We start from the raw sequence: 22,513 nt of genomic DNA on the forward strand, positions 1-22,513 counted from the left end.
ACTATAAGGCGCTGTATCAAATATAAAAACGGGCGCTCGCCCGTTTTTTTCATGGCCCCCTGTCAAAGGGCCCGGTGAGGATTTTCCGGCCGCGCCAGCTGATCGAAAGCGGCAAATACCGGGGCGCTGGCGAGGATGCGGCCGTGGCCCAGACCCCGGGTGCTCACCAGCCGGGTATGACCATCTTGGCTGGCTCGCAGGGAGTCGTCGTGGGGGGCAAACCTGTCCTCCTCATCGTGTACTATCATCGCCGCGCCGCTGCGGTTGGCGAGTCGGCCCAGCGGATCGACTGTGCTCAAGGGGTGCTGGTACTCCTGTTCAATCTCCTTGACCACCGCATCGAACAACCGGATGGAGTAGCCGGAGCGCGCCACCATGCCGTAGAGCTGGGGCACATAGTCGAGCACCGGCGAAATCAACAGCAGCGGCAGGGCATCGATACCCGGCTGACGGCTGGATAGAGTGACGGCGCCCCCCATGCTGTGGGCGATGACCCCGTGCAGCGGGCCCACTTCGCTGGCCAATCTGGTCGCCAGCTCGTCGAAGGCGCGCACGAAGCGGGGCAGGTGGCCGGTGTTGCCTGCGCTCTGGCCGTGGGCCGGATGATCGTAGGCAATGGCGGTGAAACCCTGCGCGGCGATATGGCTCATCAGCGGATAGAACTGGCTGGAGCTGCCTGACCAGCCGTGCATCAGCAGCCACAGTGGCCCCTGACCGAGCCGATAGCTCATCAGTGCCCCTTCGCTGGTATGGACGGCCTGCTTCACCAGACCGGCAGGTTCGCTGCCATCCCGCTGGTTTCGCTGGGGGGTGAGCAGCAACTTGCTGGCGGTGCGCTTGGCATGGCTGGGGGCGAGTCTGTGGTGCAACCGGGTGCCGATCCCCAGCAGCCATTTGCTCGGGCTGAAGCGGCGCGTGTTGAAGTAGATCTTGCTGCTCATGGTCATCCTGTGGTTTTTATGTGCGAACGGTCGTGCTTTTTTGTTGGTTTTTAAAAACTAGTGTTGAACGGATGCCAAAAAATCAGCGCCAGCTGCTCAGCAGAGCGTCCACTTCGGGCCAGAAGTGGCGGACCGGATCCTGACACAGTTCGAGATCGTTGAACACCTGATCTGCCAGATAGAGGCCATAGAGGCGGTAAACGGCGCGCCAGGGATCCATTTCCTGTCGCCACTCGCCTGCGGCCTGACCCTGTACCACCTGACGGGCCAGATAGTCGAGCCAGAAGCGCACCAGTTGCCGGGCGGCTTGCTGCACGGGGCTCTTTTGCTCATGGCCATCCTGCACCGAGGTCCAGGCGTCGAGAAACATGCAGCGTCCGGCAAAGCAGTGGTTCCAAGCCTGCCAGGCACGCAGCAGGGCGATCAGCTTGTCGTGCTGGCTCTGGTGCTCCTGCTGGCGTACCGGCTGGATCACCCGCAGCCGGAACACCTCGGCGGCGTACTCCAGCACGGCGATCTGCAGATTGTCGCGGGATTGAAAGTGGGCAAACAGGCCGCTTTTCGACATCTCGCAGGCGCTGGCCAGCGAGCCGATGGTCAGGCTCTCCAGCCCTTGCTGGCTCGCCTGCTCAAAGGCAGTCTGCAAAATGTTTTCCCGGGTCAGGCGCCCTTTGCTCATCACTCTCTCCTCGTTAGCGCTGGCAGCATAAAGTACGACCGTGCTAATTGTCGAGCAACAAATAGCCAGTGTGGCTGGCTATCTCATCTTGCATGTGTCGCCGCGTGCGGGTCTCAGCTCTCCCTGATATCGAGTTGCTGCAGGGCGATAACCGCCTGAGTGCGGTTCTTGACCCCAAGCTTGCGGAAGGTTGTGGTGATATGGGCTTGATTGGAGGGCTCAGCTCTCCCTGATATCGAGCTGCTGCAGGGCGATGACCGCCTGAGTGCGGTTTTTGACCCCAAGCTTGCGGAAGGTTGTGGTGATATGGGCCTGATTGGAGGGCTCAGCTCTCCCTGATATCGAGCTGCTGCAGGGCGATAACCGCCTGAGTGCGGTTTTTGACCCCGAGCTTGCGGAAGATGGCGGTGATATGCGCTTTGATGGTGGCTTCGGAGACATTGAGCTCCCAGGCGATCTGCTTGTTGAGGCTGCCGTCGCGCAGCATGATTAGCACCTTGTACTGCTGGGGGGTGAGGCTGGCTAGCTTGCTGGCGAAATCGGGGCCATCTTCCGATTCTGGATGGAGCGAGATGCCTTCCGGCACCCAGTTATTCCCCCCGATCACCGTATTGAGGGCGTTGACCAGCTCCTTCATCGGCACCGATTTGGGAATGAAGCCGAGCGCCCCGAGCCGCAGCACCTGCTGGATGATGGCCGCATCTTCCGAGGCGGAGACCACCACGATGGGCAGGTCGGGATACTGGCCGCGCAGGTGGGCCAGCCCCTCGAAGCCATTGGCCCCAGGCATCTTGAGATCGAGCAGCAACAGGTCAACCTCGGGGTGCTCGCCGAGCAGGCTGGTCAGGCTGTCGATGGAGTCCGCCTCCAGCAATTGAGCGTCGTTGATGGCCATGTGCACCGCTTGGTAAAGGGCGCCCCGAAACAGGGGGTGGTCATCTGCGATGACGATGGTAAATTGGCTGTCCATATTTCGGTTAATGGCTCACATTGTTGCTAACTGATTGTTTTGAAAAATCAAACTAGCATCGCTCACCAAGAGGGTCAAACCCGCCGGTGTGCAAATGTGAGGCGACCGTCGGATGTCGTGCCAGCGGGGCCGACGGGATGGTCATGAACAACCCAACGCAGGAGGCAATCCATGGGATCCCTGGTATTGACGGTAGGCACAGGTTCCACCTGGGCGATGCGGGCGTCGCTGGTGCTCGCCATGAGCGGGCTGGAGTGGCAGGAGCAGGTGTTCGATCTGGAGGATGCCAAGGCGTTGGCGCGGCTCAAGCGCACGGCGCCGGCCGGGCTGGTGCCCTGGCTGGACGACGGCGAGCTGCGGATCCACGACTCGCTGGCCATCGCCGAATATGTTCACGAGCGCTGTCCCGACCGTCAGCTCTATCCCGTTTCGCTGGCCGAGCGGGCACTGGCTCGCAGCCTCTGCGCCGAGCTGCACGCCGGATTTCGGCAGATCCGCTCTCTGCTCCCCTTTTTTCTTGGGGCGCCAACCCGTATCGATCCCCCGGTGGAGGCGGTCGGTGAGCTGGCTCGATTGCAGGAGATCTGGTCGCAGGCGCGGGTCCCCTTCTACTTTGGCGAGGCGGGCACTGTCGACGCCTTCTATGCCGTGATGGCCTATCGGCTGGCCAGCTACGGCATCCTGTTGCCCGGTCAGGCGGGAGCCTATCAGCAGGCGCTGCTGGCCTGGCCCCTGTGGCAAGAGATGTTGGTCAAGGCGCGGCTGCAGTGGCCAGTGGCGGCGCGCCAGTCACAGTGAGCCGCTACAGATGGATAAACGAGAGAGGGGAGCCAGTGGCTCCCCTCTTTGTTGCTGGTGAATGTGGCTCAAAAGTTACTTCTGCCGACCGGCAAAGACCACCACCACCTTGTCATCCCCCTTCTCCCGCACGAAGGCGTAGGGAGCATCCGAGAGTTTCTGGTGACTGCCTGCCGCAATGGCCGGATGGGCGGCGCGGAACTGGCCCAGTTGCTGCCAGTGCTTGACCAGCTCAGCATTGTCCCCGCTGGCCAGCTCCTGCCAGTTCATGTCCGAGCGCAATGCCTGATCGAACACCCCGCCATCCTTGGCCAGCCCGCGGCCGGACTCGTCGCCGTAGTAGAGCTGGATACCGCCCGGCAGCAGCATAAAGCTGTTGGCGACTCTGCGTTGCAGCGGCACATCCTGATAGTCGCCAAAGAACAGCTTGGTGTCGTGGGAGCTGATATAGCTCAGCACGTTGAACTCGGGATCCTGATTGATGCGGCTGGCGTAGCTGGCATAGGTGGGCTCGGCACCCGCCATGCACTGGGCCTGGGGCAGGGCAAACTCGCGCTGATAGTCGAAGTTGATCAGGGAATCGAAACCGTTCTGATACCAGAAATCCTTGGCGACCCCGTGATCCCACACCTCGCCCACCATGTAGAAGGGCAGAGCGTCGAGGGCCTTGTCCGGGTTGGCGGTCTTCCACTCCTTGAGCGCAGTGGTACCCGCCTGTTTGAGCTTGGCCCACACTTCGGGCTCCAGATGTTTGACGGTGTCGGCCCGAAAACCGTCGATGCCAAATCGGCGCACCCAGTCGGTGTGCCAGGCGATCAGGTAGTCGCTCACGGTAGCGTCGGGCAGCGCCTTGGCGAGGGTGTCTTTTTTCGCGGCCAGCAACGGCGGCAGCCCTACCTGTTTGGTCGATTCGGTGAGGAAGTCCGGCAGCCCCGCCACCGAGCCGGTGACATCGTCGGTGCCGGGCTGCGGGTAGCCGGGCAGACCGGCACGCACCCAGTCACCGCTCCACCACTTGTTCCACGCTGGCGATTGATAGTCGATGAACTGGTTGTAGCCATGCCAGTTGAGGCCACCGCTCGGGTGCCACTGGTTCCAGACGGTCGGCAGCTTGTCTGTGTTCTGGGTCAGTTCGGTGAGCCCCAGATCCTGCAAGTCGGCGAGGGTGGCGTAACCGGCGTGGTTCATCACCACATCGAGGATGATGCGCATGCCGCGCTTGTGGGCCTCGTCCACCAGGGTCTTCAGGCTCTCCTCATCGCCGTAGTTGGGGTCGATTTTGGTGAAGTCGAGCGCCCAGTAGCCGTGGTAGGCGTAGAAGGGGAAGTTGCCCTGCTCGCCACCGCCGATAAAGCCGTGCACCTGCTCCACCATGGGGGTGATCCAGATGGCGTTCATGCCGAGGCTCTTGATGTAGTCGAGTTTCTCGGTCAGCCCTTTGAAGTCACCGCCGTGCCAGGTGGCCACCTCGTCCTGGCCATCCTTCTGGCGGCCGAAGCTGTGGTCGTTGGCTGGGTCGCCGTTGTGGAAGCGATCGGTCAGCAGGAAATAGACGCTCGCCTGATCCCAGCTGAACGGTGCTGGCTTGGCCGCCTTGACCGGTTCGAGCAGCAGCAGGCTGCCGCTCTCCTTGCTCGGGGTCAGGGTCAGCTTGCCCTGTTTGACCACTGCCTCCTGTTTCGAGTAGGCATCCCGCAGCCGAGTGCCGTCGGGCCAGACCCCTTGCAGGGATACCGTGACCGGGCCGCCATCCCAGCTGATGCAGGGCTCTTGTGGTGGCTGGCGCTTGAACTCGCTCTTTTTGGTCGCCCGCAGCACCTTGAGGCTGGGGGTATCCGGGTTGAAGGTGAACTGATACTCCCCGGCCAGCATCACCCGCAGGGTAAAGCTCTGCTCCTTGCTGCATTTGTCCATCGGCTGGGCGGTGCCGAAGGGCAGCGGTTTGGCCTCGCTCGGGCCGAAGCTGGTACCGCAACTGTTGCCCGCGTCGCTGATGCGGATCTGGTGGCTCCCCTTGGCAAGGTGATGGGTCAGCTCCACCGTGCCCTTGTCCAGCGCGATCGGGGTCGCTATCGGCTGACCATCCACATAGAGGTGAACCTCGGGGGCGGCCATCGCCTGTGGGGTGAACAGAGGGGCGGCCAGCAGGGCAAGCCAGAGAGAGGATAAGTTGGGAGCGCGACGCATAAGCCATTCCTTGAGCAGGGCAGTTCGGACAAGGGCCCATTCTAGGAGCAGCAAAGCGCGCCTTGGATCGGCAAAATGCCGATTTGTGACATCAGTTCAAATGGTTACGTTTTCAAGCCGAGGAAAGTGTGATGGGGGAGGCGCTCTGTTGATAAAAATAGCGGCCATAAAAAATGCCGGTCAGGTGACCGGCATTTGGCGTTTCAGGCATCGTCGTCACATCAGACGGTGAAGAACTTGAAGTTGACGAAGGCCACCGCGATGAAGGAGGCAACCATGCCGCTGATGCAGAGCACCGCAGGGCGGATGGCGGGCCAGCGATGGGTCAGCAGGATGATGGCCAGCAAGGTCGGATAGAGCCCGAACATGTAGCGCGGCATGGCGTTGAGGCCGGTCATCAGCGGAATGGTGCAGCAGATGAACATCAGGGTCGCCTCGGCCCAGCGCTTCTGGCTGAACAGGTAACCGTTCAGGCACCAGCCGAAGATCACCATGATGGAGAGGTAAGCCTTGCGACCGCCCAGCTCGAAACCGCTCAGCCACCAGTCCAGCGGGCTGTCCATGTAACGACCCCAAGCCACCTGAATGTGCTTGAAGGCCATGGCATCACCGGTCAGGTGATAGAGGTAGACCATGTAGGCAAACAGGCCGAACGGGATCATCCAGAGGGTGAACACCACCTTGAAGGCGCGCTCGGTGAAGCGGAAAAATTCCCGCCAGCCGTAGGCTTGCAGCGCCAGGATCAGCACCGGGAACACCATCATCACGCCCAGGTTGCGGGTACCCGAGATACAGACCCCCAGCACGGCGACCATTAGCCACTGTTCCCGATAGGCGAACAGGAACATCCCCAGCATCAGCGCCATAAAGGTCGACTCGGTATAACCGGAGACGAAGTAGGCGGAGAAGGGGGAGAAGGCCAGCAGCCAGACGCCAAAGCGGGCGGTATCGTCACCCAGCTTGAGCTGACGCAACACCAGCAACATCAGCGGCAGGCTGGCGAAGAAGGAGGCGTTGGCCACAATGATGAGGCCGATCAGGCTCTCGACATTGAACAGGTTGGAGATGGCACCGGAGACCATCGGATAGAGCGGCATAAAGGCCCAGTTGGCCGCATTGCCCTTGCTCAGCCAGCGCGGGTAGAGGTCGTAGCCGTTCTCGATGATACGCTGAAACCAGACGCAGTCGAACTGGCAATAGGCCTGCAGCGGGCCGATATCGGGGGAGCCATAGAGCTGGACACCGAAGTAGCCCATGCCATACAGCGCTATCCGACTCAGCATGAAGGCGGCGATGATCATCAGCCAGTCACGGCCACTGATGCGCAGTGACGGGCGATAGGGGAGTGCAGCCCCGGTTAGCGGGGCAGTATTGGTCATATCATTCATCAGGCAAAAACCCAGACGCGAGAGAGAACGTAAGTGAGGACGGTAACGGTCAGGGTGGCGATGACCACCGGCAGCAGACCGGAGAGCCCCGCAAACAGCAGGCCGCTCAGGATCAGGTTACGCACCGCCAGCGAGAAGAGGGCGACCAGCAGAAACTTGCTGGCGGCTCCCTGCTTCTGGAAGGTGATGTAGCGGTGACCAAAGAAGGAGAACCAGAACGCGATGGCAAAGGCCAACGTGGTAACCAGGTGCTCCGAGATGGTTGGCCAGGTATGAAACAGTGCGATGGAGGTGCCAAGGTCGACGAGGGTAGCCCCCCCGCCGACAAAACCGAAACGTACCAGCCGCCAGAATTCCTCGCGGGAGATCATTGAGGCGCTTGCTCCTGCTGCTCTTGCGGATTGCTTTCAGCGTTCTGCGGTTTGGCCGCATCCTGCTTGGCATACTGGCCATAGACCCCTTCAATGAGGTAGACCGGACGCTGTTTCACTTCCACGAACATGCGGCCGATGTACTCGCCGATGATGCCGAGCGACAACAGCTGGATACCGCCGAGGAACAGCACCACGGACATCAGGGAGGCGTAACCGGGCACGTCGATGCCGAAGAAGACCACCTGGGTCACGATCTTGAGGATATACAGGAAGGCGACGAAGGAGACGCCGACACCCACATAGCTCCAGACCCGCAGCGGCCAGCTGGAGAAGCTGAGCAGACCGTCGAGGGCGAAGTTCCACAGTTTCCAGTAGTTGAACTTGGTTTCACCGGCGTGACGGGCCGGGCGCTCGTAGGGGACGCCAACGGCACGGAAACCGGCCCAGGCAAACAGACCCTTCATGAAGCGGTTGCGCTCCGGCAGCAGCTTGATCGCCTCGACCACGCGACGGTCGATCAGGCGGAAGTCACCGGCGTTCTCCGGCAGCTTGGTGCTGGTGGAGAGGGCGTTGAAGAAGCGGTAGAAGCCACCGGCCGTCACGCGTTTCATCGGGGTATCGGCGCTGCGATCGACGCGGATGCCGTAGACGGTGTCGTAGTCACCGGTCTGCCACAGTTTGACGAATTCCAGGATCAGGGCGGGAGGATCTTGCAGATCCACGTCCATCGGCACGATGGCATCCCCTTTGGCCTGATGCAGACCGGCAGTCAGGGCCGCCTCTTTACCGAAGTTGCGCGCCAGGTTGACCAGTGTCACGCGCGGGTCACGGGCGATGGCCTGTTCGACCACTTCACGGGTGCGGTCACGGCTGCCATCGTTGACGAATACAATTTCAAGCTGGTCTTTCAGCGGGGCCAGTTCGTTGTCTATCGCGTTGATGAAGGCATCGATGCTCTCTTCCTCGTTGTAAACGGGAACGACCAGAGAGAGTCGAAAATCTGGATGCGACATAAGAACGTCCTTATTTGGGATAGTTGTTTTTATAAAATGGTATTCGGGGCAAGGATCACTGGGCTACGGTCAAACGTACCGACTGCACATTGATGGGGGTCGGGGCCGAGAGCGCCAGAAAATTGGGGTGCTTGGGGTCTGCCGTGAGCGAGTCGCCGGGCAGACTGAGACGGATTTCGTTGATACCCGCCTTGGCCAGTTTCACCGTGGTGGTGAAGTCGTGACCCAGCGCCACTTTCAACAGGGCCCCGGCTTGCGGGCTGTTGATGCGGGCGTGTACGGTGAGCTGATCCGGATTGGCCGCCTGTTTGGGCAGCACGAAATAGAGACCGCCCTGACCGCTGAGCAGGGTGCCTTCATCGCTCGGCTTCTTGGCCCAGCCTTCGCTGGAGAGAAAGCGGCTCGGCTTGGTCAGATTGAGCTCGTTACCCGGCTGATAGGTCATGCTGGAGTTGTGTTCCCAGAAGCGGGTTTTGCCTTCCAGATAATAGAGTTTGTAGGCCAGGCTCACGTTGGGGTGAGCAGCCAGATAGAGGGTGTAAAGATAAAAACCGCTTAACGCCAGAATGGCAGTCAAAAAACCGAACTTTTTGTACGTCATATCACTCTCTACGCCTGACAGAATTGGTAGGCCGATGTCGCGCATATGCTAATCCAATTGCAAAAAAAGCATAGTGGATCACAAAAAAATATTTGGTCACATATTAACCCCTTTTTCCCTCTGTTCCAAATGTTGCTGTTTGCTGGTCAAACAAGGCTGGCGGGGCGCAAGTAGCCAGTGGCAAGGGGCGCTCCGGCAGGCAGTTTGGCAGATAGAGATACATTGCTGCGTCATTTTCTAGCGGATGCGATAGTCCGCTGGCCTCTATCGCCATTTTGCAGGGGGCGATTTATGATGACTCACCTTTTCGTCAAGGATGACCTATGAAGTGGCTCTCCCTCTCTCTGCTGTTTGGATTATGGGCGCCAATGGCCTTTGCCAAGGCGCTTTGCCCCGAGCCCATTCAGGTCGGTTACGATAACTGGCCCCCTTACCATTACTATGAGGCTGACTCACCGCAACAGGTGCGCGGTTATGCCGTCGAGGTGCTGACGGCCGTGCTCACCGCCATGCACTGCAAGGTCAACTATGTGGAGCTGCCCTGGAAGCGGGTACTGCATGAGATGGAGTTCGGCGAGATAGACATGGCAATGGAGGCAAACATCAACGATGAGCGCGCCCGTTATGCCTGGTTTTCCGACTCCTACAACCCGGGACGCACCTTGCTGTGGGTCAGCAAGGGCAGCCACTATCCCGAGCAGGATCTGGCGAGCTGGCTGGCCAAGGGGTACTCCCTCGGCGTCACCAAAGAGTACTTTTATGGGGATGAGGTGATGTCGCTGCTCGGCCGATATGCCAAACAGGTGAGTGCGGTAAGCGACAAGCAGAATTACGAGAAGCTGGCCCGCGGGCGCATCGACGGTTTCCTCGGCGACATGCTGGCGACACCCAGCGCCCTTAACAAGGAGGGGCTGAGTAGTCAGTTTGTTGCTCATCCCATGGTGGTGTATGAATCGCCGAGCTTTTTCATGTTTAGCAAGCGCAGTTTTTCGCCGCAGTTCTTGCAACAATTCAACCAGAGGTTAGCCGCGTTCAAGGAGACGGATGCCTATGACATTATCTGGCAACGTTATGGCCCCGGGCGCTAGCAAAGTATTGGCCGTTCACGCATCATGAGCGGCCTGAGCATCGGGTCTGCCGGTCAGGCCTGACAGAGTGAACAAACCGTTTTGAGGTATTCATGGGGATGAAGTATTGGCTGGCTCTTGCCAATCTGGTGTGGCTGGGATGTTTGCCCGCCGGCGCGGTACATGCGACCGAAGCACAAGTAGTGGTGGCGGCCAGTGAAACCGGGCATGACTGGTATCAGGGCCGTCGGGCCGAACAGGCCCGTGTCGAGCTGGAGCAGCAGTTGCAAGAGGCTGTGCTGGCTCAGCTGCACCCCGATTTTTTCACCTTGTGGAAGCGCCTGCAGGCCGCCCCTGCCGCCAAGCGTGGCGCCATCTATGATGACATTTTTGCCAAGCTGAGCCGTTTCCAGCATGCCTGGCGGGGGATGGATCTGGTCTCTCGCGAGCAGATGAAGACCCTCAAGCTCGATTTGAATCGCCCTGTGGTGACCAAGCCCGGCAGTGATGACCTGCTCACCCAGGTGAAATCCCTGCGCCCCCAGGTGGCGGAATACGAGGCGGTGCGGGCCAAAGTGCACAAGCTGCTGGCGATGCCGATGGCCAGCAAGTGGCCGACCCTTGATATGCCGACCCTGCGGGCCGGAGAGAGCGCCGCCGAGCTTGGCCAGATCCGCGCCATGCTCAACGAGCTGGGCGACAGTGCCCCGAGCCATGGTGATCTGATTTACGATGGCGATACCGAGCAGGCCATCAAACAGTTCCAGCGTCGTCATGGCCTTACCGCTGATGGCATCATCGGCCGTCAGACTCGCTCCTGGCTCAATACCGGCCCGCAAGTGCGCGCCAGCCTGCTGCTGCGCAACCTGTGGCGTCGCGATCTGGTGGATCAGCTCGCCGCTGGCCGCTACGTGCTGGTCAATATTCCCGACTACCGCCTGAGTGTGGTGGAGTCCGGCAACGAGGTGTTCACCAGCCGGGTCATCGTCGGCAAGGAGCAGCGGGCCACCCCCATTCTGGCCAGCGAAATTCGCTCCATCGTGCTCAACCCCTCCTGGCATGTGCCGCGCTCGATCCTGAGCAAGGACATTCTGCCCAAGCTCGGCCGTGATCCTGCCTACCTCAATCGTGAGCAGTTCGAGGTGATCGACAGCGAGGGTAACCCGGTGCAGTTCACCGAAGAGGGTTGGCATCAGGCGCTGGCCGCCGGTTTCCCCTATCGCCTGCGGCAAAAACCGGGTGATCACAATGCCCTGGGGCGCTACAAGTTCTACCTGCCCAACAATGACGCCATCTATCTGCACTCCACTCCGCGCAAGGCGCTGTTCGAGCAGGGGGCGCGCGCCTTCAGTTCGGGCTGCATCCGGGTGGAACATGCGGACGATCTGGCCGAGCTGTTGCTGGCCGATTCCCGCTATCAGCCGGACAAGGTGGCCAATATCCTCAAGGAGAGCCAGACCAAATGGTTGCCGCTCACCACGCCGATCCCGGTCTTTACCGTCTACTGGAGCAGCTGGATCGACGAAAATGGTCGCCAGCAACTGCGCAACGACATCTACGGATTTGATCGGGTCAGCTTCCAGAGCCGCCTGCTGTGATCCCTGCCACAGAGTGAAAAGCCCGGCCTGTGCCGGGCTTTTCTATGGGCGATTGAGGTTTGACAGGGCCCCCCGCCGGAGGGTAGTTTCAAGCGCCTGTATGACATTCACTCAGTGAGCTTATTCACCTTTTCGCTTGAATCTGCGATGGACGAACCCCTTATGCTGGAACAAGAGATAAGTCGACGTCGCCTGTTGTTGGGAGCCGGTTGCCTGCTGGGCTGCTCGCTGATCTCCTTCCCTGCACTGGCAAGCCGCAGTACCACCGGGCGTGAACTCAGTTTCTTCAATCTCAATACCGGCGAGCGGGTGCGCGCCAGCTATTGGGAGAACGGCCACTATCTGAGCGACGGATTGGCCGAGCTCAACCACATCTTCCGCGATTACCGGCGCAATGAAGTGTTCAACATCGACAAGAAGCTGTTTGATCAGCTATTCCTGTTGCAGCACAAGCTGGGTCGGCGCAGCGAAATCCAGCTGATCTCCGGCTATCGCGCCCCGGCCACCAATCGCCAGAAGCGTCACAAGAGCCGCGGCGTGGCCAAGCACAGCTACCACACCCTCGGGCAGGCGGTGGATGTGCGGATCCCCGGCGTTCAGCTGGCCCATCTGCGCAAGGCGGCCCTCAATCTCAAGGTGGGTGGCGTCGGCTACTATCCCCGTGACAACTTTGTTCACCTCGATACTGGCCCGGTTCGCAGCTGGTAAAGGGGTTGGCAAGCTGCCAAGCTCTTCCCACCAGTGAGGAGATAGCGATGAAAAAGATAGTGATTGGCGGCCTGATCGCCCTGTTGTTGACCGGTTGCAGCAAGCTCAACCGTGAAAATTACGACCAGTTGAAGATGGGGATGAGTTACGCCGAGGCCAGCACCATTCTGGGCAAGGCGGAGCGTTGTGATGATGCCTTGGGCACCACCAGCTGCCTCTGGGGCGGGGAAGGGAAGAACATCAAGATCCGCTTTATCGCCGACAAGGCGACCTTCTTCAGCTCGGAAGGGATTAACTGAGTCGCAGACCGTCCATGAAAAAAGCGCCGCTCGGGCGCTTTTTTGTTGCTCGCAATCCAACCTGCCTCGCCAGAAGCTGGCGTACTCAGTGGGTCGCGTACTGATAGTTGAAGGTGGGCAGTCCCCACTTGAAGCGTACCGCCAGCAGCCGCAGCACAAAGCCGATGCCGATGGCGCCGAAAGCCGCCCAGTCGTTAGGCAGGCCCTGATCCAGAGCCAGACAGTAGAGCGCGGCAGTGATCAGCGAAATGGCGGCATAGAGCTCGCGGCGAAACACCAGCGGAATGCGCTGGCAGAGCAGATCCCGCAGCACCCCGCCGAAGGCCCCCGTCACCACTGCCATGATGCAGGCAATACCGGCACCGTGGCCCATATCCAGCGCACGGGCTGCACCGAAGATGGAGAAGACCACCAGACCCAGCGCATCAAGCGCCATGAACAGCTTGCCGAGATAGCGCATCAGGGGAGCGGAAACCACCCCCGCCATCGCAGCGGCGGCAACCAGCAGCACATATTCCGGATGCTCAATCCAGAGCAGCGGATAGTGGCCCAGCAACACATCGCGAATGGTACCGCCACCGATGGCCGTCGCCGAGGCGATGATCACCACCCCAAACAGATCCATCCGTCGCCGACCCGCGGCCAGCGCGCCGGTCATCCCTTCGGCCACCAGGCCCACCAAGAAGAGTGCATGTAACATGAGATATCCCAGGGAGCGAGAAAGGCCCGCATCCTACCAACTCGTGTCATATGGGACAAGCGTTCGAATACATGCATTAATTTAATTCATGCTAAATGCGAAAAAGGCACCGTTTCGGGTGCCTTTTTCTAATCAATGTTCAAGGATTAGCGTCCCAACTGCTGCTGCCGGTAGTGATCGACCCACATGGCGGTGGCGCCACAGATGGCGACCGGCATCACAAAGAGGTTCACCACCGGAATGGCGGAGAAGAGGGTGACCAGGGCGCCGAAGCTCAGGCACTTGCCACGGCGCTGCTTCAAGGCATCGCGCATGGTGATGAAGCTTATCTTGTGGTTGTCGAACGGATAGTCGATGTACTGGATCGCCATCATCCAGGCGCTGAACAGGAACCAGAGCACCGGCGCCAGGGTCTGGCCTACCACCGGGATCAGGAACAGGATCAGGCAGCCGATAGCCTTGGGCAGGTAATACTTCAGCTTGGTCCATTCGCGGCCGAAGGTGCGCGGCACATCCTTGACGATATCCAGCATGCCGCTGTCATTGGCGGGTTGGCCGGTGAGGATCTGCTCCACTTTCTCCGCCAGCAGGCCGTTGAAGGGGGCGGCTACCCAGTTGGCGACCGAGCTGAAGATAAAGGAGAAGACCACCAGGATGGTGATGAGGGCGATGGGCCACAGCAGGTAATCCAGCCAGTCGAGCCAGGCGGGGATCTGCTGATGGAGCCAGGCGAACAGGCCGTCGAGCTGCAGCAGCAGGGCATAGAAGGCCCCGGCGAACAGCACGAAGTTGACCAGCAGGGGGATCAGCACAAAGGTGCGGATGCCCGGTTGGCGAATAAGGGAAAACCCGCGCAGGAAGTAGTCTGCACCGCTGATTGAATCTTTGACCATATGGGGTGATTGGCTCATGTGAGCTCCATCTATGCATGGGAGAACTGCCAGCATATTACAAACAAGCCTTTGATTTGGTAAAGTCGCCGACTATTCCTTATTTCGTGCCGTGGCGACTGAACATCGGGCATGAATGGGGATGATGCCTGCATATTACAAACAAAGCCGGGTCTGGATTTGGTAAAGTCACCTGCCCGCCTCCTCTTTATTTAGCCACTGATACAGGTCGCCATGCGTCTGAAACTGATCAAACTCGCCGGCTTCAAGTCGTTCGTCGAGCCGACCCGCATCGAACTGTCGGCAGATATGACTGCCGTGGTGGGCCCCAATGGCTGTGGCAAATCCAACGTCATCGACGCGGTGCGCTGGGTGCTGGGGGAGAGCTCCGCCCGCCATCTGCGCGGCGAGAATATGACCGATGTCATCTTCAATGGCTCCATCAACCGCAGTGCGCACGGTCGCGCCTCGGTGGAGCTGGTGTTCGACAATCCCCACAACCGGGTGCCCGGCGAGTTTGGCCGCTTTACCGAGATCTCGGTGCGCCGCGAAGTGCTGCGCGATGGCACCAACTACTATCAGATCAATGGCCAGAAGTGCCGCCGCAAGGATGTCACCGATCTCTTCCTCGGTACCGGTCTGGGCCCCCGCAGCTACGCCATCATCGAGCAGGGCACCGTCAGCCGACTGGTGGAGTCGCGCCCGGCCGATCTCAAACTCTTTATGGAAGAGGCGGCCGGGGTCTCCCGTTACAAGGAGCGGCGCCGCGAGACCGAGCAGCGCATTCGCCATACCCAGGAGAATCTGGAGCGCCTCGGCGATATTCGCGGCGAGCTGGGATCGCGCCTCGACCACCTCAAAGCCCAGGCCGAGACCGCCGAGCGCTACAAACAGCTCAAGAGTCGTTCGCGCGCCGCCCGCGCCGAGCTGATTGGCTCCGAATTGTGGGCGCTGGAGACGCGCCTTGGCGAGGCCAAAACCGAACTGGCGCAGGCCGAGCAGGCGCTGGCGGCGCTCGATGCCAAGCGCACCGCCGATGAGGGGCGCCACGTCACCCTGTCGGTCGCCAGACAAGAGGCGCAAGCCGAGCAGGCGAGCCGCCAGCAACAGATTTTTCTCGGCGGCCAGGCCATCGCCCGTCTCGAACAGCAACAGCTGCACCAGAGTGAACTGGGGCGCGACTGGCAGGTCCGTGCTCAGGCGCTGGGCGAGCGGATTGCTACCCGCAAGGCGCAGCTTGCCAGCCAGCAGGATCAACTGACCGAAGGGGTATTACGCGCCGAGCAGGAGAGCGCCCGGCTGGAGCAGTGTGAGCAGTTGCTCACCGAGCAGCAGGAGGCCCGCCAGCATGCCAGCGAGGGGGTGGAGCAGGCCCGTCTGCGCCAGCAGCAGTGGCAACAACAATTGGCCGGGTTGCAGGGGCAGCTCAACCAGACCCGCACCCGCTTGGGTGGCCTGCAGGAGCTGCAAGCCAAGACCCGGTTGGCCCGTCTCAAACTGGAAGATGAACGCGCTGGCCCCCTCGGCGCAGAGGCTGACGATCTGCAACCGACTCTCGATGCACTCAGTTGTGAGCTGGAGCTGACGCGGGCTGCCACCGGCGAGCTGACCGAACAGCTGGCACTGGCGGTCGACGCCCATGAACAACTCAAGCAGCAGCATGGCCAGCAGCTGAGCCTGCAGCGGGAGTTGGAGGCGCGGCTGGCGACGCTGGATCAGATCCTCGGGGAGCAGATGGAGGGGGCGACCTTGGCCGATCGGCTGCACGTTGCCTCCGAATGGGCTCCGGCGCTCGATAAGGTGCTCGGCCGCTGGCTCACCGCAACTCTGGCGGACGAGTGCAATCTGGCGCAAGAGGGACTCTGGATTGGCCCGGCGCAACCGGCGGTTGCCGGTACCCTGGCGGCGCAACTGGGCGGCGAGCACATTCCCGCCTTCCTCAATGCGATCTGGCTGGTCGATAGCAGGGAGGCGGCATTGGCCCGCCAGCCAAGCCTTGCTGCCGGTGAGTCGGTACTGACCCCTGCTGGCGACTGGCTGGGGCCAAACTGGGCAGATCTGGGGCATGGCGCGGCGCTCGGCACCATGGCGCTGCTCGGTGAGCGTGAGCGGTTGCATACCGAGCAGGAGAAGGTTGCCGCGGGGCTGGCACAGCTGAACGAGCAAGTTGTTGCAGCCGATGCCCGGCGCGCCCAGCTTGCCAGCGCGCAGGAGTTGTCGCAGCGAACCTTGCGCGAGCAGGAGCAGAAATGGCAACAATTGCGCGAAGCCTGGAGCCTGCAGCAGGGTCAGCGGCAGGAGCGGTTGCAGCGGCTCGGTCAGCTCGGTGAAGAGCTGATCCGGCTCGATCAGGAGCAGGCCGAAGAGGCAGAGCGGCTGGCCAATGCCCGTGAGCAACTGGAACTCGATGAGGCGCGCCTTGCCGAGTTGCAGGAGCAGGGTGAGCCGCTGACACAAGCGCTGCAGGTCGCTCAGGATCGGCTGACCCGCTGCGAGCGGGCGGTCGAGGAGGCCCGTGTGCGCCGAGAGCAGCAGCAAGCAGCCTGCCAGCGTTTGCAACTGGAGCTGGGCAATCTGCGCCAACTCATTACCCTGGGTGAAGAGGAGCTGGCGAGACTTGGACTGGAGCTGGCCGGGCTGAAAGGGCCGGATAGCGAGGCGGTGCCGGATCTGGCGCCCCTGCTGGCCGAGCAGCGCAATCTGGAGGCGCAGCAACTCGCCTGCCATCAACGATTGACCGAGCTGGAGCGCCAATTGAGCGAGCTGGATCAGGCCAGAAGTGCCGATCACAAGCAGCTGGTCGTATTGCAGGAGAAGCTGGCAACCCTGCGCCTTGAGCGCGAACGCAACCTCACCCGTCGACAGGGGCTGCACGAGCAGTTCGAAGAGCTGGGGGTGAGGCTGGTGGATCTCGATCAGGCGGTGCTGATCGCCGCAGATCGCAGCAAACTGCGGCAGGAGATCCAGACCCTGGAGGCGCAAGTGGAAGCGCTTGGCTCCATCAACCTGGCGGCGCTGGAGGAGTATGAAGAGGCGAAAACCCGCTCAACCTATCTCGAAAATCAGTGTCAGGATCTCGAGCAAGCACTGGAAACCTTGAGCCAAGCCATTAAAAGAATTGATAAAGAGACACAAATACGGTTCCGGGACACTTTCGATAAGGTCAACGAAGATTTAAAATCCCTGTTTCCAAAAGTGTTCGGTGGGGGCAGTGCCTGGCTTGAGTTGACCTCCGATGATCTTTTGGAGGCCGGAGTGAGCATCATGGCGAGACCTCCGGGTAAGAAGAATGCTACCATTGCCCTGCTTTCCGGGGGGGAGAAGGCGTTAACCGCGCTTGCGCTGGTTTTTGCCATCTTCAGACTCAACCCAGCACCTTTTTGTCTGCTGGATGAGGTGGATGCACCGCTCGATGAAGTGAACGTCGGTCGCTTCTGTTCTCTTGTCAAAGAGATGTCGAGCACAGTACAGTTCGTTTACATCAGTCATAATAAGGTCTCCATGGAGATGGCTGAGCAGCTGGTTGGCGTCACGATGCAAGAGCCCGGGGTTTCTCGCATTGTGTCGGTCGATATCGGTGAAGCCGTCGCTTTGGCTGAGCAAAACTAGAAAGAGAAGCAGCTAATGCAGGAATTGCGTTACATCTTGGTTGCCCTGGGCGGTATTGCTATTGCGGCATTGCTCATTCACGGGTTGTGGAGCAACAGAAAAAATCGTCAGGCACCGATCAAAGAGAAACCGATTGGACGGATGGACTCCAAGTCGCGGGATCGTGACAACGACGCCTTCGACAGCGATGGCATCGGCCAGGTGCGCGTGGTCAGTGGTGGCCGTCGTGCCGAGCCCAAGCTGCGTAGCGAAGAGAGCCGCCAGCTGGAACTCGCTCGTCGCCCCGCCGTACCCGCCTTTGATGATGAAGATGACGAGGACGATCTGCCGCCGCCCGTAGTGCGCAAGCCTGCTGCCCGTCCGGTTCCGCCGCCTCCTGTCTATGAAGAAGAGGAAGCGTTCGACGAACCGCAGCCCGAGGAGATCGACGAGGCACCTGCCGCACCGGTGCGCAAGCCTGCACAGGTCAATCGTCGTACCCCGGTCTACCGTTCCCGTGCCCAGCGCGAGCCGATGATGCAGTCGCTGGACGACGAGCCGCTGGTCGAGCCCGCCTACGCGACCGCCCCGACCTTCGGTGCCCGTGCCGAGACAGTCCGTACCGCTGACACCGTTCGTGCCGAGCCGGTGCGCGCTCCCGAGCCGGAATATCAGCCGCAGCCCCGTCATGTGGCCCCCGAGCCTGTTTATGAAGAGCCGGTCTATGTGGCACCTGCTCCGGTGGTTGAAGAGCCGCGCATGGCGCCCCAACCGGTCGAGAAGATCTGGCAGGATGTCTATGTCATCAACCTGATGGGCCGTCCGGGTCACGACTTGCAAGGTGCAACCCTGCTCTCGTCCCTGATGGCGCTGGGCTTCAAGTTTGGCGAGATGGATATTTTCCACCGTCACGAAGATCCCAACGGCAAGGGTGAAGTGCTCTTCTCCATGATCAACATGGTCAAGCCGGGCACCTTCAACCCGTACCGGATGGAACAGTTCACCACGCCGGGTGTCTCCCTGTTCATGCAGTTGCCGCTGCGCAGCAATGCCGCGTTTGCCTTCGAGGACATGCTGCAGGCTGCCGATCAGCTTGCCAGCGATCTCGATGCCATGCTGACAGATATGGATCGCAGCCCGCTGAGCGACGAGACCATTGCCCGTTACCGTCACGAGCTGGCTGCCTACGAGGCCAGTCGCGACTAATACGCCATGCGGGTCGAGTGAAGAAAAAGTGCGGTACCCTGGTACCGCATTTTTGTTTCTACCCCGGCCGGATGTTCAATCACACTTCGAGACTTTTTCATGAGCGACACCCTCTCCCGCCACCGTCAATTGTGTGAACTGCTTACCGAATATGGTCATCAGTACTATGTGCTGGATAACCCCACAGTGCCGGATGCCGAATACGATCGCCTGATGCGCGAGCTGATTGCGCTGGAAGCCGAGCACCCCGAGCTGAAAACGCCGGCGTCCCCCAGCGTGCGGGTCGGCGGCCAGCCGCTGACGGCGTTCAGTCAGGTGCGCCACGAGATCCCCATGCTCAGTCTGGATAACGTCTTTAGCAGCGAAGAGCTGCAGGCGTTCGAACAGCGGATGAGCGATCGCCTCAAGCGTGAGGTGCGTTTCACCTTCTGCTGCGAGCCCAAGCTCGATGGTCTGGCGGTGAGCCTGCTCTATGTGGATGGCCAGCTGGTGCAGGCGGCCACCCGGGGCGATGGCGCCACCGGTGAGGAGATCAGCGAGAACGTGCGTACCATCAAGGCCATTCCGCTCGCGCTGCGTGGCACGGGTTGGCCTGCCCGGCTAGAGGTGCGTGGCGAAGTCTTTATGCCCAAAGCCGGTTTTGAGGCGATGAACGCCAGGGCGCTGGCCGCGGGCGAGAAGGTATTCGTCAACCCGCGCAACGCCGCCGCAGGCAGCTTGCGCCAGCTCGATTCACGCATCACCGCCAGTCGTCCCCTGAGCTTTTACGCCTATGGCGTGGGTGTGGGGGGCGAGCAACTGGGCGACTCCCACTTTGGTCGCCTTCATCAGCTCAAGGAGTGGGGGCTGCCGCTCAGTCCCGAGGTGAAGCTCAAAGAGGGGGCTGCCGGTTGTCAGGCGTTCCACGACGACATTCTGGCCCGTCGAGGCGAGCTCCCTTACGAGATCGACGGCGTGGTCTACAAGGTGGATGCCATCGCCCTGCAGGAAGAACTGGGCTTTGTAGCCCGGGCGCCGCGCTGGGCGACCGCTCACAAGTTTCCGGCGCAGGAGGAGATGACGGAGCTTGAGAACGTCGAGTTTCAGGTCGGCCGCACCGGCGCCGTGACTCCGGTAGCCAAGCTCAAACCGGTGTTTGTCGGTGGCGTGACTGTCTCCAACGCCACCTTGCACAATGCCGACGAGATTGAGCGCCTCGGTGTGATGATCGGCGATACCGTGATCGTGCGTCGTGCCGGTGATGTGATCCCGCAGATCGTCGCCGTGGTGGAGGCACAGCGCCCAAGCGACGCTCGTGCGATCCTCTTCCCGACCGAGTGTCCGGTCTGTGGCTCTGCGGTTGAACGGCTGGAAGGGGAAGCGGTTGCCCGCTGCTCCGGTGGCCTGTTCTGCGAGGCGCAGCGCAAGGAGGCGATCAAGCACTTCGCCGCCCGTCGCGCCATGGATGTGGATGGCCTTGGCGACAAGATTGTCGAGCAACTGGTGGACAAGGGACTGGTGAAGACCCCCGCCGATCTGTTCAGCCTCAACGCCATCCAGCTGGCCGGTCTCGAGCGGATGGGGCAAAAATCTGCCCTCAATCTGGTGGCCGCCATCGATGCGGCCCGCAGCACTACCCTGCCGCGCTTCCTGTTTGCCTTGGGGATCCGCGAAGTCGGGGAGGCGACCGCCTTGAACCTCGCCAACCACTTCCTCACGCTGGATGCCCTGCGCGCCGCCTCGGTGGAGCAACTGCTGACGGTGGCCGATGTGGGCGAGGTAGTGGCCAAGCATGTCTACTACTTCCTGCGTCAGCCTCACAACGTGGAGGTGCTGGAGGCCCTGCTGGCCGCCGGTATCCACTGGCCAGCCATCCAGAAGAAAGAGGCTGCTGAGCAGCCTTTTGCCGGCAAGACCTTCGTGCTGACCGGCACGCTGACTACTTTGTCGCGCAACGATGCCAAGGCGGCGCTGCAGGCGCTGGGTGCCAAGGTGGCGGGGTCTGTATCTGCCAAGACCGATGTGCTGGTTGCGGGGGAAGCGGCGGGATCCAAGCTGACCAAAGCGCAGGAGCTCGGCATCACCATCTGGACCGAAGAGGAGCTGCAACAGGCGTTGCAGGGCTGAATAGCCCTCGTCAAGCCTGCTAACCGCGGCACCCGATAAAAGAGAACCCGGCATGGCCGGGTTCTCTTTTTGTTGTAGGGCAGTCACTCACTCGCGCCAGAGGATCTTGTGGCGCCATTTGTCGGGCACGGTGAGCTGCCAGCGGGCCAGCTCGCTCTTGCTGAAGACATACTCGCCGCGTAGGGCCGCGCGCGGGGAGAGGGTGCGGGGCAGGGTGCCCGCCAGTATGGTGTTGATCAGGGAAGCGGCTTGCATCCCCTGATCGTGACCGTCCAGCACCAGCCCGCCGATGGCCATCCCCTTGCCGACGGTAAACTCCCAAAAGCAGAAAACGGGTACCGGACTGTTGGCACTGGTCCACTCCAGCACCGTCTGTTCGCTCACATGCTTGCCCTGCTCGTCGATGAGCGTGTGGTAGAGGCCGAGGAAGATCGCCTGATAGCCACTCTTCCTGGCGTTGAGCACCGCCTCCTGCCACAGGCTGTAGTCACCAAGCAACTGGCTGTTGACCCGGGTCTTGCCGACCCGCAGTTCGGTCTGGGTCTTGAATTCATCCTCGATGGCGGTGAGCGCCACGTTGCTGGAATCAAACAGCACCAGCGCTTTGTCGAGTCCCCCCATCAGCAGGCTCATTTCGCTGATGTTGCGTTTGAGCAGCGGCCGCTCCAGCACGCCGGTGATCTTGGGGTGGCCGACAAACCCCTTGAGGCGCGGGTTCTCGTTCATGCCAAGAAACACCACCGGGGTGCCCAGCGAAGCGATCTCGTTGGCCAGATAGTTGATGGCATTGTCATCGCCCAGCACTACCAGATCCGGTTTGCTCTTGAGATAGAAGGCGATGGCCTGCTGGGCAATGTCGTCAAACGCCTCCCGCGGGTGACGCTTGGTATCCATATAGAAGTGAGAGATCTTGTGTTCTCCCTGCAAACCATTGAGCAGCCCTTCGTTATAGCTTTGGTCCCACAGGTATTCGGGATGGTAGCTGCTGATCACCAGAATGTGGGCTGCCCGGAGCGGCAGGGCGAGGGTGGCAAGCAGTAGCAACAGCAGGGAGGTGCGCATGGGTTATCCCTTGTCGAGCGGAAGAGTGTACTTACTCAGTATGGGTGGTTTTGGTTGGTGCTGTCATCTCGAAACCGGTGTGGTGGGGGGCGATTTTTTTTCGGCTGGGCGGATCGGACGCCAGCCCGCACCACGCTTGAGATTGGATTTGATTGGATCTTTTTGTGGTTGGTCGTGAACTGTCCCGCTCGCTGAAAAACCTGTTCTGGATCAAGAAATGAGGCTGCGCTTTGGTGCCTAATAGACACCACATATAGGGACGCATTCGTTTTTAATCCCTATATGTTGTGTTATTAAGCTGTGTATAAGCTGTTCCCTTCCTATCTTCAGCCCAGGCT

At 60.7% G+C, this 22,513-nt stretch carries 19 protein-coding genes and 1 pseudogene; 8 read left to right on the forward strand and 12 right to left on the reverse strand.

Translation table 11 applies throughout. The annotated features are described in order from the left end of the window. Nucleotides 1-62: 62 nt before the first annotated feature. The 4 genes and pseudogenes from BN1115_RS16390 to BN1115_RS16400 form a co-directional block, all read right to left on the reverse strand. Entirely contained in the window at nt 63-941 is an 879-nt protein-coding gene (locus BN1115_RS16390) for an alpha/beta hydrolase (RefSeq protein ID WP_042657986.1), read from the reverse strand. Nucleotides 942-1,023: 82 nt separating this feature from the next. Next, the gene (locus tag BN1115_RS16395) at nt 1,024-1,620 is read right to left on the reverse strand and encodes a TetR/AcrR family transcriptional regulator (protein WP_042657987.1); all 597 of its coding nucleotides are present in this window, start codon (nt 1,618-1,620) and stop codon (nt 1,024-1,026) included. Nucleotides 1,621-1,733: 113 nt separating this feature from the next. Further along, nucleotides 1,734-1,832: pseudogene (locus BN1115_RS22810) on the reverse strand (DNA-binding response regulator); the annotation flags it as partial. Nucleotides 1,833-1,945: 113 nt separating this feature from the next. Continuing rightward, complete coding sequence (locus tag BN1115_RS16400; protein ID WP_042657988.1) at nt 1,946-2,590, reverse strand: response regulator; 645 nt, start codon at nt 2,588-2,590, stop codon at nt 1,946-1,948. A 171-nt stretch (nt 2,591-2,761) separates the two neighbouring features. On the opposite strand from BN1115_RS16400, the gene BN1115_RS16405 reads away from it, so the two are divergent. Then, a complete protein-coding gene (locus BN1115_RS16405) occupies nt 2,762-3,388 on the forward strand; it encodes a glutathione S-transferase N-terminal domain-containing protein (protein ID WP_042657989.1) in 627 nt (208 codons plus the stop codon). A 75-nt stretch (nt 3,389-3,463) separates the two neighbouring features. Here BN1115_RS16405 and BN1115_RS16410 read toward each other — a convergent pair whose 3' ends face one another. The 5 genes from BN1115_RS16410 to BN1115_RS16430 form a co-directional block, all read right to left on the reverse strand. Continuing rightward, a complete protein-coding gene (locus BN1115_RS16410; RefSeq protein ID WP_042657990.1) occupies nt 3,464-5,575 on the reverse strand; it encodes an alpha-amylase in 2,112 nt (703 codons plus the stop codon). 221 nt (nt 5,576-5,796) lie between these two features. Then, nucleotides 5,797-6,963 (reverse strand): hypothetical protein, encoded by a 1,167-nt coding sequence (locus tag BN1115_RS16415; protein WP_042657991.1) that lies wholly within the window; start codon nt 6,961-6,963, stop codon nt 5,797-5,799. Then, nucleotides 6,963-7,334: a GtrA family protein gene (locus BN1115_RS16420; protein WP_005338463.1), complete on the reverse strand. Its 372-nt coding sequence runs from the start codon at nt 7,332-7,334 to the stop codon at nt 6,963-6,965. The genes BN1115_RS16415 and BN1115_RS16420 overlap by 1 nt, the downstream gene beginning before the upstream one ends. Continuing rightward, a complete protein-coding gene (locus tag BN1115_RS16425) occupies nt 7,331-8,350 on the reverse strand; it encodes a glycosyltransferase family 2 protein (RefSeq protein ID WP_042657992.1) in 1,020 nt (339 codons plus the stop codon). Before BN1115_RS16425 ends, BN1115_RS16420 begins: the two co-directional genes overlap by 4 nt. Nucleotides 8,351-8,405: 55 nt before the next feature. Next, nucleotides 8,406-8,951, reverse strand: a complete 546-nt coding sequence (locus BN1115_RS16430) for a hypothetical protein (RefSeq protein ID WP_042058565.1) — start codon at nt 8,949-8,951, stop codon at nt 8,406-8,408. Nucleotides 8,952-9,274: 323 nt separating this feature from the next. Between BN1115_RS16430 and BN1115_RS16435 the strand changes: the two genes are divergently transcribed. The 4 genes from BN1115_RS16435 (at nt 9,275) to BN1115_RS16450 (ending at nt 12,623) form a co-directional block, all read left to right on the forward strand. Then, on the forward strand, nt 9,275-10,039 hold the full coding sequence (locus BN1115_RS16435) for a substrate-binding periplasmic protein (RefSeq protein ID WP_042657993.1): 765 nt from the start codon (nt 9,275-9,277) through the stop codon (nt 10,037-10,039). A gap of 92 nt (nt 10,040-10,131) precedes the next feature. Beyond that, complete coding sequence (locus tag BN1115_RS16440) at nt 10,132-11,616, forward strand: L,D-transpeptidase family protein (RefSeq protein ID WP_042657994.1); 1,485 nt, start codon at nt 10,132-10,134, stop codon at nt 11,614-11,616. Nucleotides 11,617-11,778: 162 nt separating this feature from the next. Next, nucleotides 11,779-12,324, forward strand: coding sequence for a peptidoglycan L,D-endopeptidase MepK (mepK, locus tag BN1115_RS16445; protein ID WP_042658030.1), 546 nt, complete (start codon nt 11,779-11,781; stop codon nt 12,322-12,324). 47 nt (nt 12,325-12,371) lie between these two features. Next, nucleotides 12,372-12,623: a lipoprotein gene (locus tag BN1115_RS16450; RefSeq protein WP_005338457.1), complete on the forward strand. Its 252-nt coding sequence runs from the start codon at nt 12,372-12,374 to the stop codon at nt 12,621-12,623. 85 nt (nt 12,624-12,708) lie between these two features. Here BN1115_RS16450 and BN1115_RS16455 read toward each other — a convergent pair whose 3' ends face one another. Together BN1115_RS16455 and cysZ are read right to left on the reverse strand one after the other, a co-directional pair. Continuing rightward, a complete protein-coding gene (locus tag BN1115_RS16455) occupies nt 12,709-13,323 on the reverse strand; it encodes a trimeric intracellular cation channel family protein (RefSeq protein WP_042058557.1) in 615 nt (204 codons plus the stop codon). A gap of 146 nt (nt 13,324-13,469) precedes the next feature. Next, nucleotides 13,470-14,234 carry a sulfate transporter CysZ gene (gene cysZ, locus BN1115_RS16460; RefSeq protein ID WP_042657995.1) on the reverse strand — a complete coding sequence of 255 codons (765 nt, stop codon included), beginning with the start codon at nt 14,232-14,234 and terminating at the stop codon, nt 13,470-13,472. 213 nt (nt 14,235-14,447) lie between these two features. On the opposite strand from cysZ, the gene BN1115_RS16465 reads away from it, so the two are divergent. The 3 genes from BN1115_RS16465 to ligA all read left to right on the forward strand — a co-directional run bounded on the left by BN1115_RS16465 (nt 14,448) and on the right by ligA (nt 21,113). Continuing rightward, on the forward strand, nt 14,448-17,822 hold the full coding sequence (locus BN1115_RS16465; RefSeq protein WP_042657996.1) for an AAA family ATPase: 3,375 nt from the start codon (nt 14,448-14,450) through the stop codon (nt 17,820-17,822). A 15-nt stretch (nt 17,823-17,837) separates the two neighbouring features. Further along, a complete protein-coding gene (gene zipA / locus BN1115_RS16470; protein WP_042657997.1) occupies nt 17,838-19,007 on the forward strand; it encodes a cell division protein ZipA in 1,170 nt (389 codons plus the stop codon). A gap of 99 nt (nt 19,008-19,106) precedes the next feature. Further along, a complete protein-coding gene (gene ligA, locus BN1115_RS16475; RefSeq protein ID WP_042657998.1) occupies nt 19,107-21,113 on the forward strand; it encodes an NAD-dependent DNA ligase LigA in 2,007 nt (668 codons plus the stop codon). 87 nt (nt 21,114-21,200) lie between these two features. Here ligA and BN1115_RS16480 read toward each other — a convergent pair whose 3' ends face one another. Next, nucleotides 21,201-22,175: an ABC transporter substrate-binding protein gene (locus tag BN1115_RS16480; protein ID WP_042657999.1), complete on the reverse strand. Its 975-nt coding sequence runs from the start codon at nt 22,173-22,175 to the stop codon at nt 21,201-21,203. Nucleotides 22,176-22,513: the final 338 nt, after the last annotated feature.

It is taken from the genome of Aeromonas allosaccharophila, assembly GCF_000819685.1.
Taxonomy (GTDB): Bacteria; Pseudomonadota; Gammaproteobacteria; order Enterobacterales; family Aeromonadaceae; genus Aeromonas; species Aeromonas allosaccharophila.

What these genes read in the sequence shown, in the direction of transcription:
- BN1115_RS16440 (WP_042657994.1), top strand. Translation starts at nt 10,132, where the DNA reads ATGGGGATGAAGTATTGGCTGGCTCTTGCCAATCTGGTGTGGCTGGGA.
- BN1115_RS16395 (WP_042657987.1), bottom strand. Translation starts at nt 1,620, where the DNA reads ATGAGCAAAGGGCGCCTGACCCGGGAAAACATTTTGCAGACTGCCTTT.
- BN1115_RS16450 (WP_005338457.1), top strand. Translation starts at nt 12,372, where the DNA reads ATGAAAAAGATAGTGATTGGCGGCCTGATCGCCCTGTTGTTGACCGGT.
- BN1115_RS16455 (WP_042058557.1), bottom strand. Translation starts at nt 13,323, where the DNA reads ATGTTACATGCACTCTTCTTGGTGGGCCTGGTGGCCGAAGGGATGACC.
- zipA (WP_042657997.1), top strand. Translation starts at nt 17,838, where the DNA reads ATGCAGGAATTGCGTTACATCTTGGTTGCCCTGGGCGGTATTGCTATT.
- BN1115_RS16420 (WP_005338463.1), bottom strand. Translation starts at nt 7,334, where the DNA reads ATGATCTCCCGCGAGGAATTCTGGCGGCTGGTACGTTTCGGTTTTGTC.
- BN1115_RS16415 (WP_042657991.1), bottom strand. Translation starts at nt 6,963, where the DNA reads ATGAATGATATGACCAATACTGCCCCGCTAACCGGGGCTGCACTCCCC.
- BN1115_RS16405 (WP_042657989.1), top strand. Translation starts at nt 2,762, where the DNA reads ATGGGATCCCTGGTATTGACGGTAGGCACAGGTTCCACCTGGGCGATG.
- BN1115_RS16425 (WP_042657992.1), bottom strand. Translation starts at nt 8,350, where the DNA reads ATGTCGCATCCAGATTTTCGACTCTCTCTGGTCGTTCCCGTTTACAAC.
- ligA (WP_042657998.1), top strand. Translation starts at nt 19,107, where the DNA reads ATGAGCGACACCCTCTCCCGCCACCGTCAATTGTGTGAACTGCTTACC.
- cysZ (WP_042657995.1), bottom strand. Translation starts at nt 14,234, where the DNA reads ATGAGCCAATCACCCCATATGGTCAAAGATTCAATCAGCGGTGCAGAC.
- BN1115_RS16480 (WP_042657999.1), bottom strand. Translation starts at nt 22,175, where the DNA reads ATGCGCACCTCCCTGCTGTTGCTACTGCTTGCCACCCTCGCCCTGCCG.
- BN1115_RS16410 (WP_042657990.1), bottom strand. Translation starts at nt 5,575, where the DNA reads ATGCGTCGCGCTCCCAACTTATCCTCTCTCTGGCTTGCCCTGCTGGCC.
- BN1115_RS16390 (WP_042657986.1), bottom strand. Translation starts at nt 941, where the DNA reads ATGAGCAGCAAGATCTACTTCAACACGCGCCGCTTCAGCCCGAGCAAA.
- BN1115_RS16400 (WP_042657988.1), bottom strand. Translation starts at nt 2,590, where the DNA reads ATGGACAGCCAATTTACCATCGTCATCGCAGATGACCACCCCCTGTTT.
- BN1115_RS16430 (WP_042058565.1), bottom strand. Translation starts at nt 8,951, where the DNA reads ATGACGTACAAAAAGTTCGGTTTTTTGACTGCCATTCTGGCGTTAAGC.
- BN1115_RS16435 (WP_042657993.1), top strand. Translation starts at nt 9,275, where the DNA reads ATGAAGTGGCTCTCCCTCTCTCTGCTGTTTGGATTATGGGCGCCAATG.
- BN1115_RS16465 (WP_042657996.1), top strand. Translation starts at nt 14,448, where the DNA reads ATGCGTCTGAAACTGATCAAACTCGCCGGCTTCAAGTCGTTCGTCGAG.
- mepK (WP_042658030.1), top strand. Translation starts at nt 11,779, where the DNA reads ATGCTGGAACAAGAGATAAGTCGACGTCGCCTGTTGTTGGGAGCCGGT.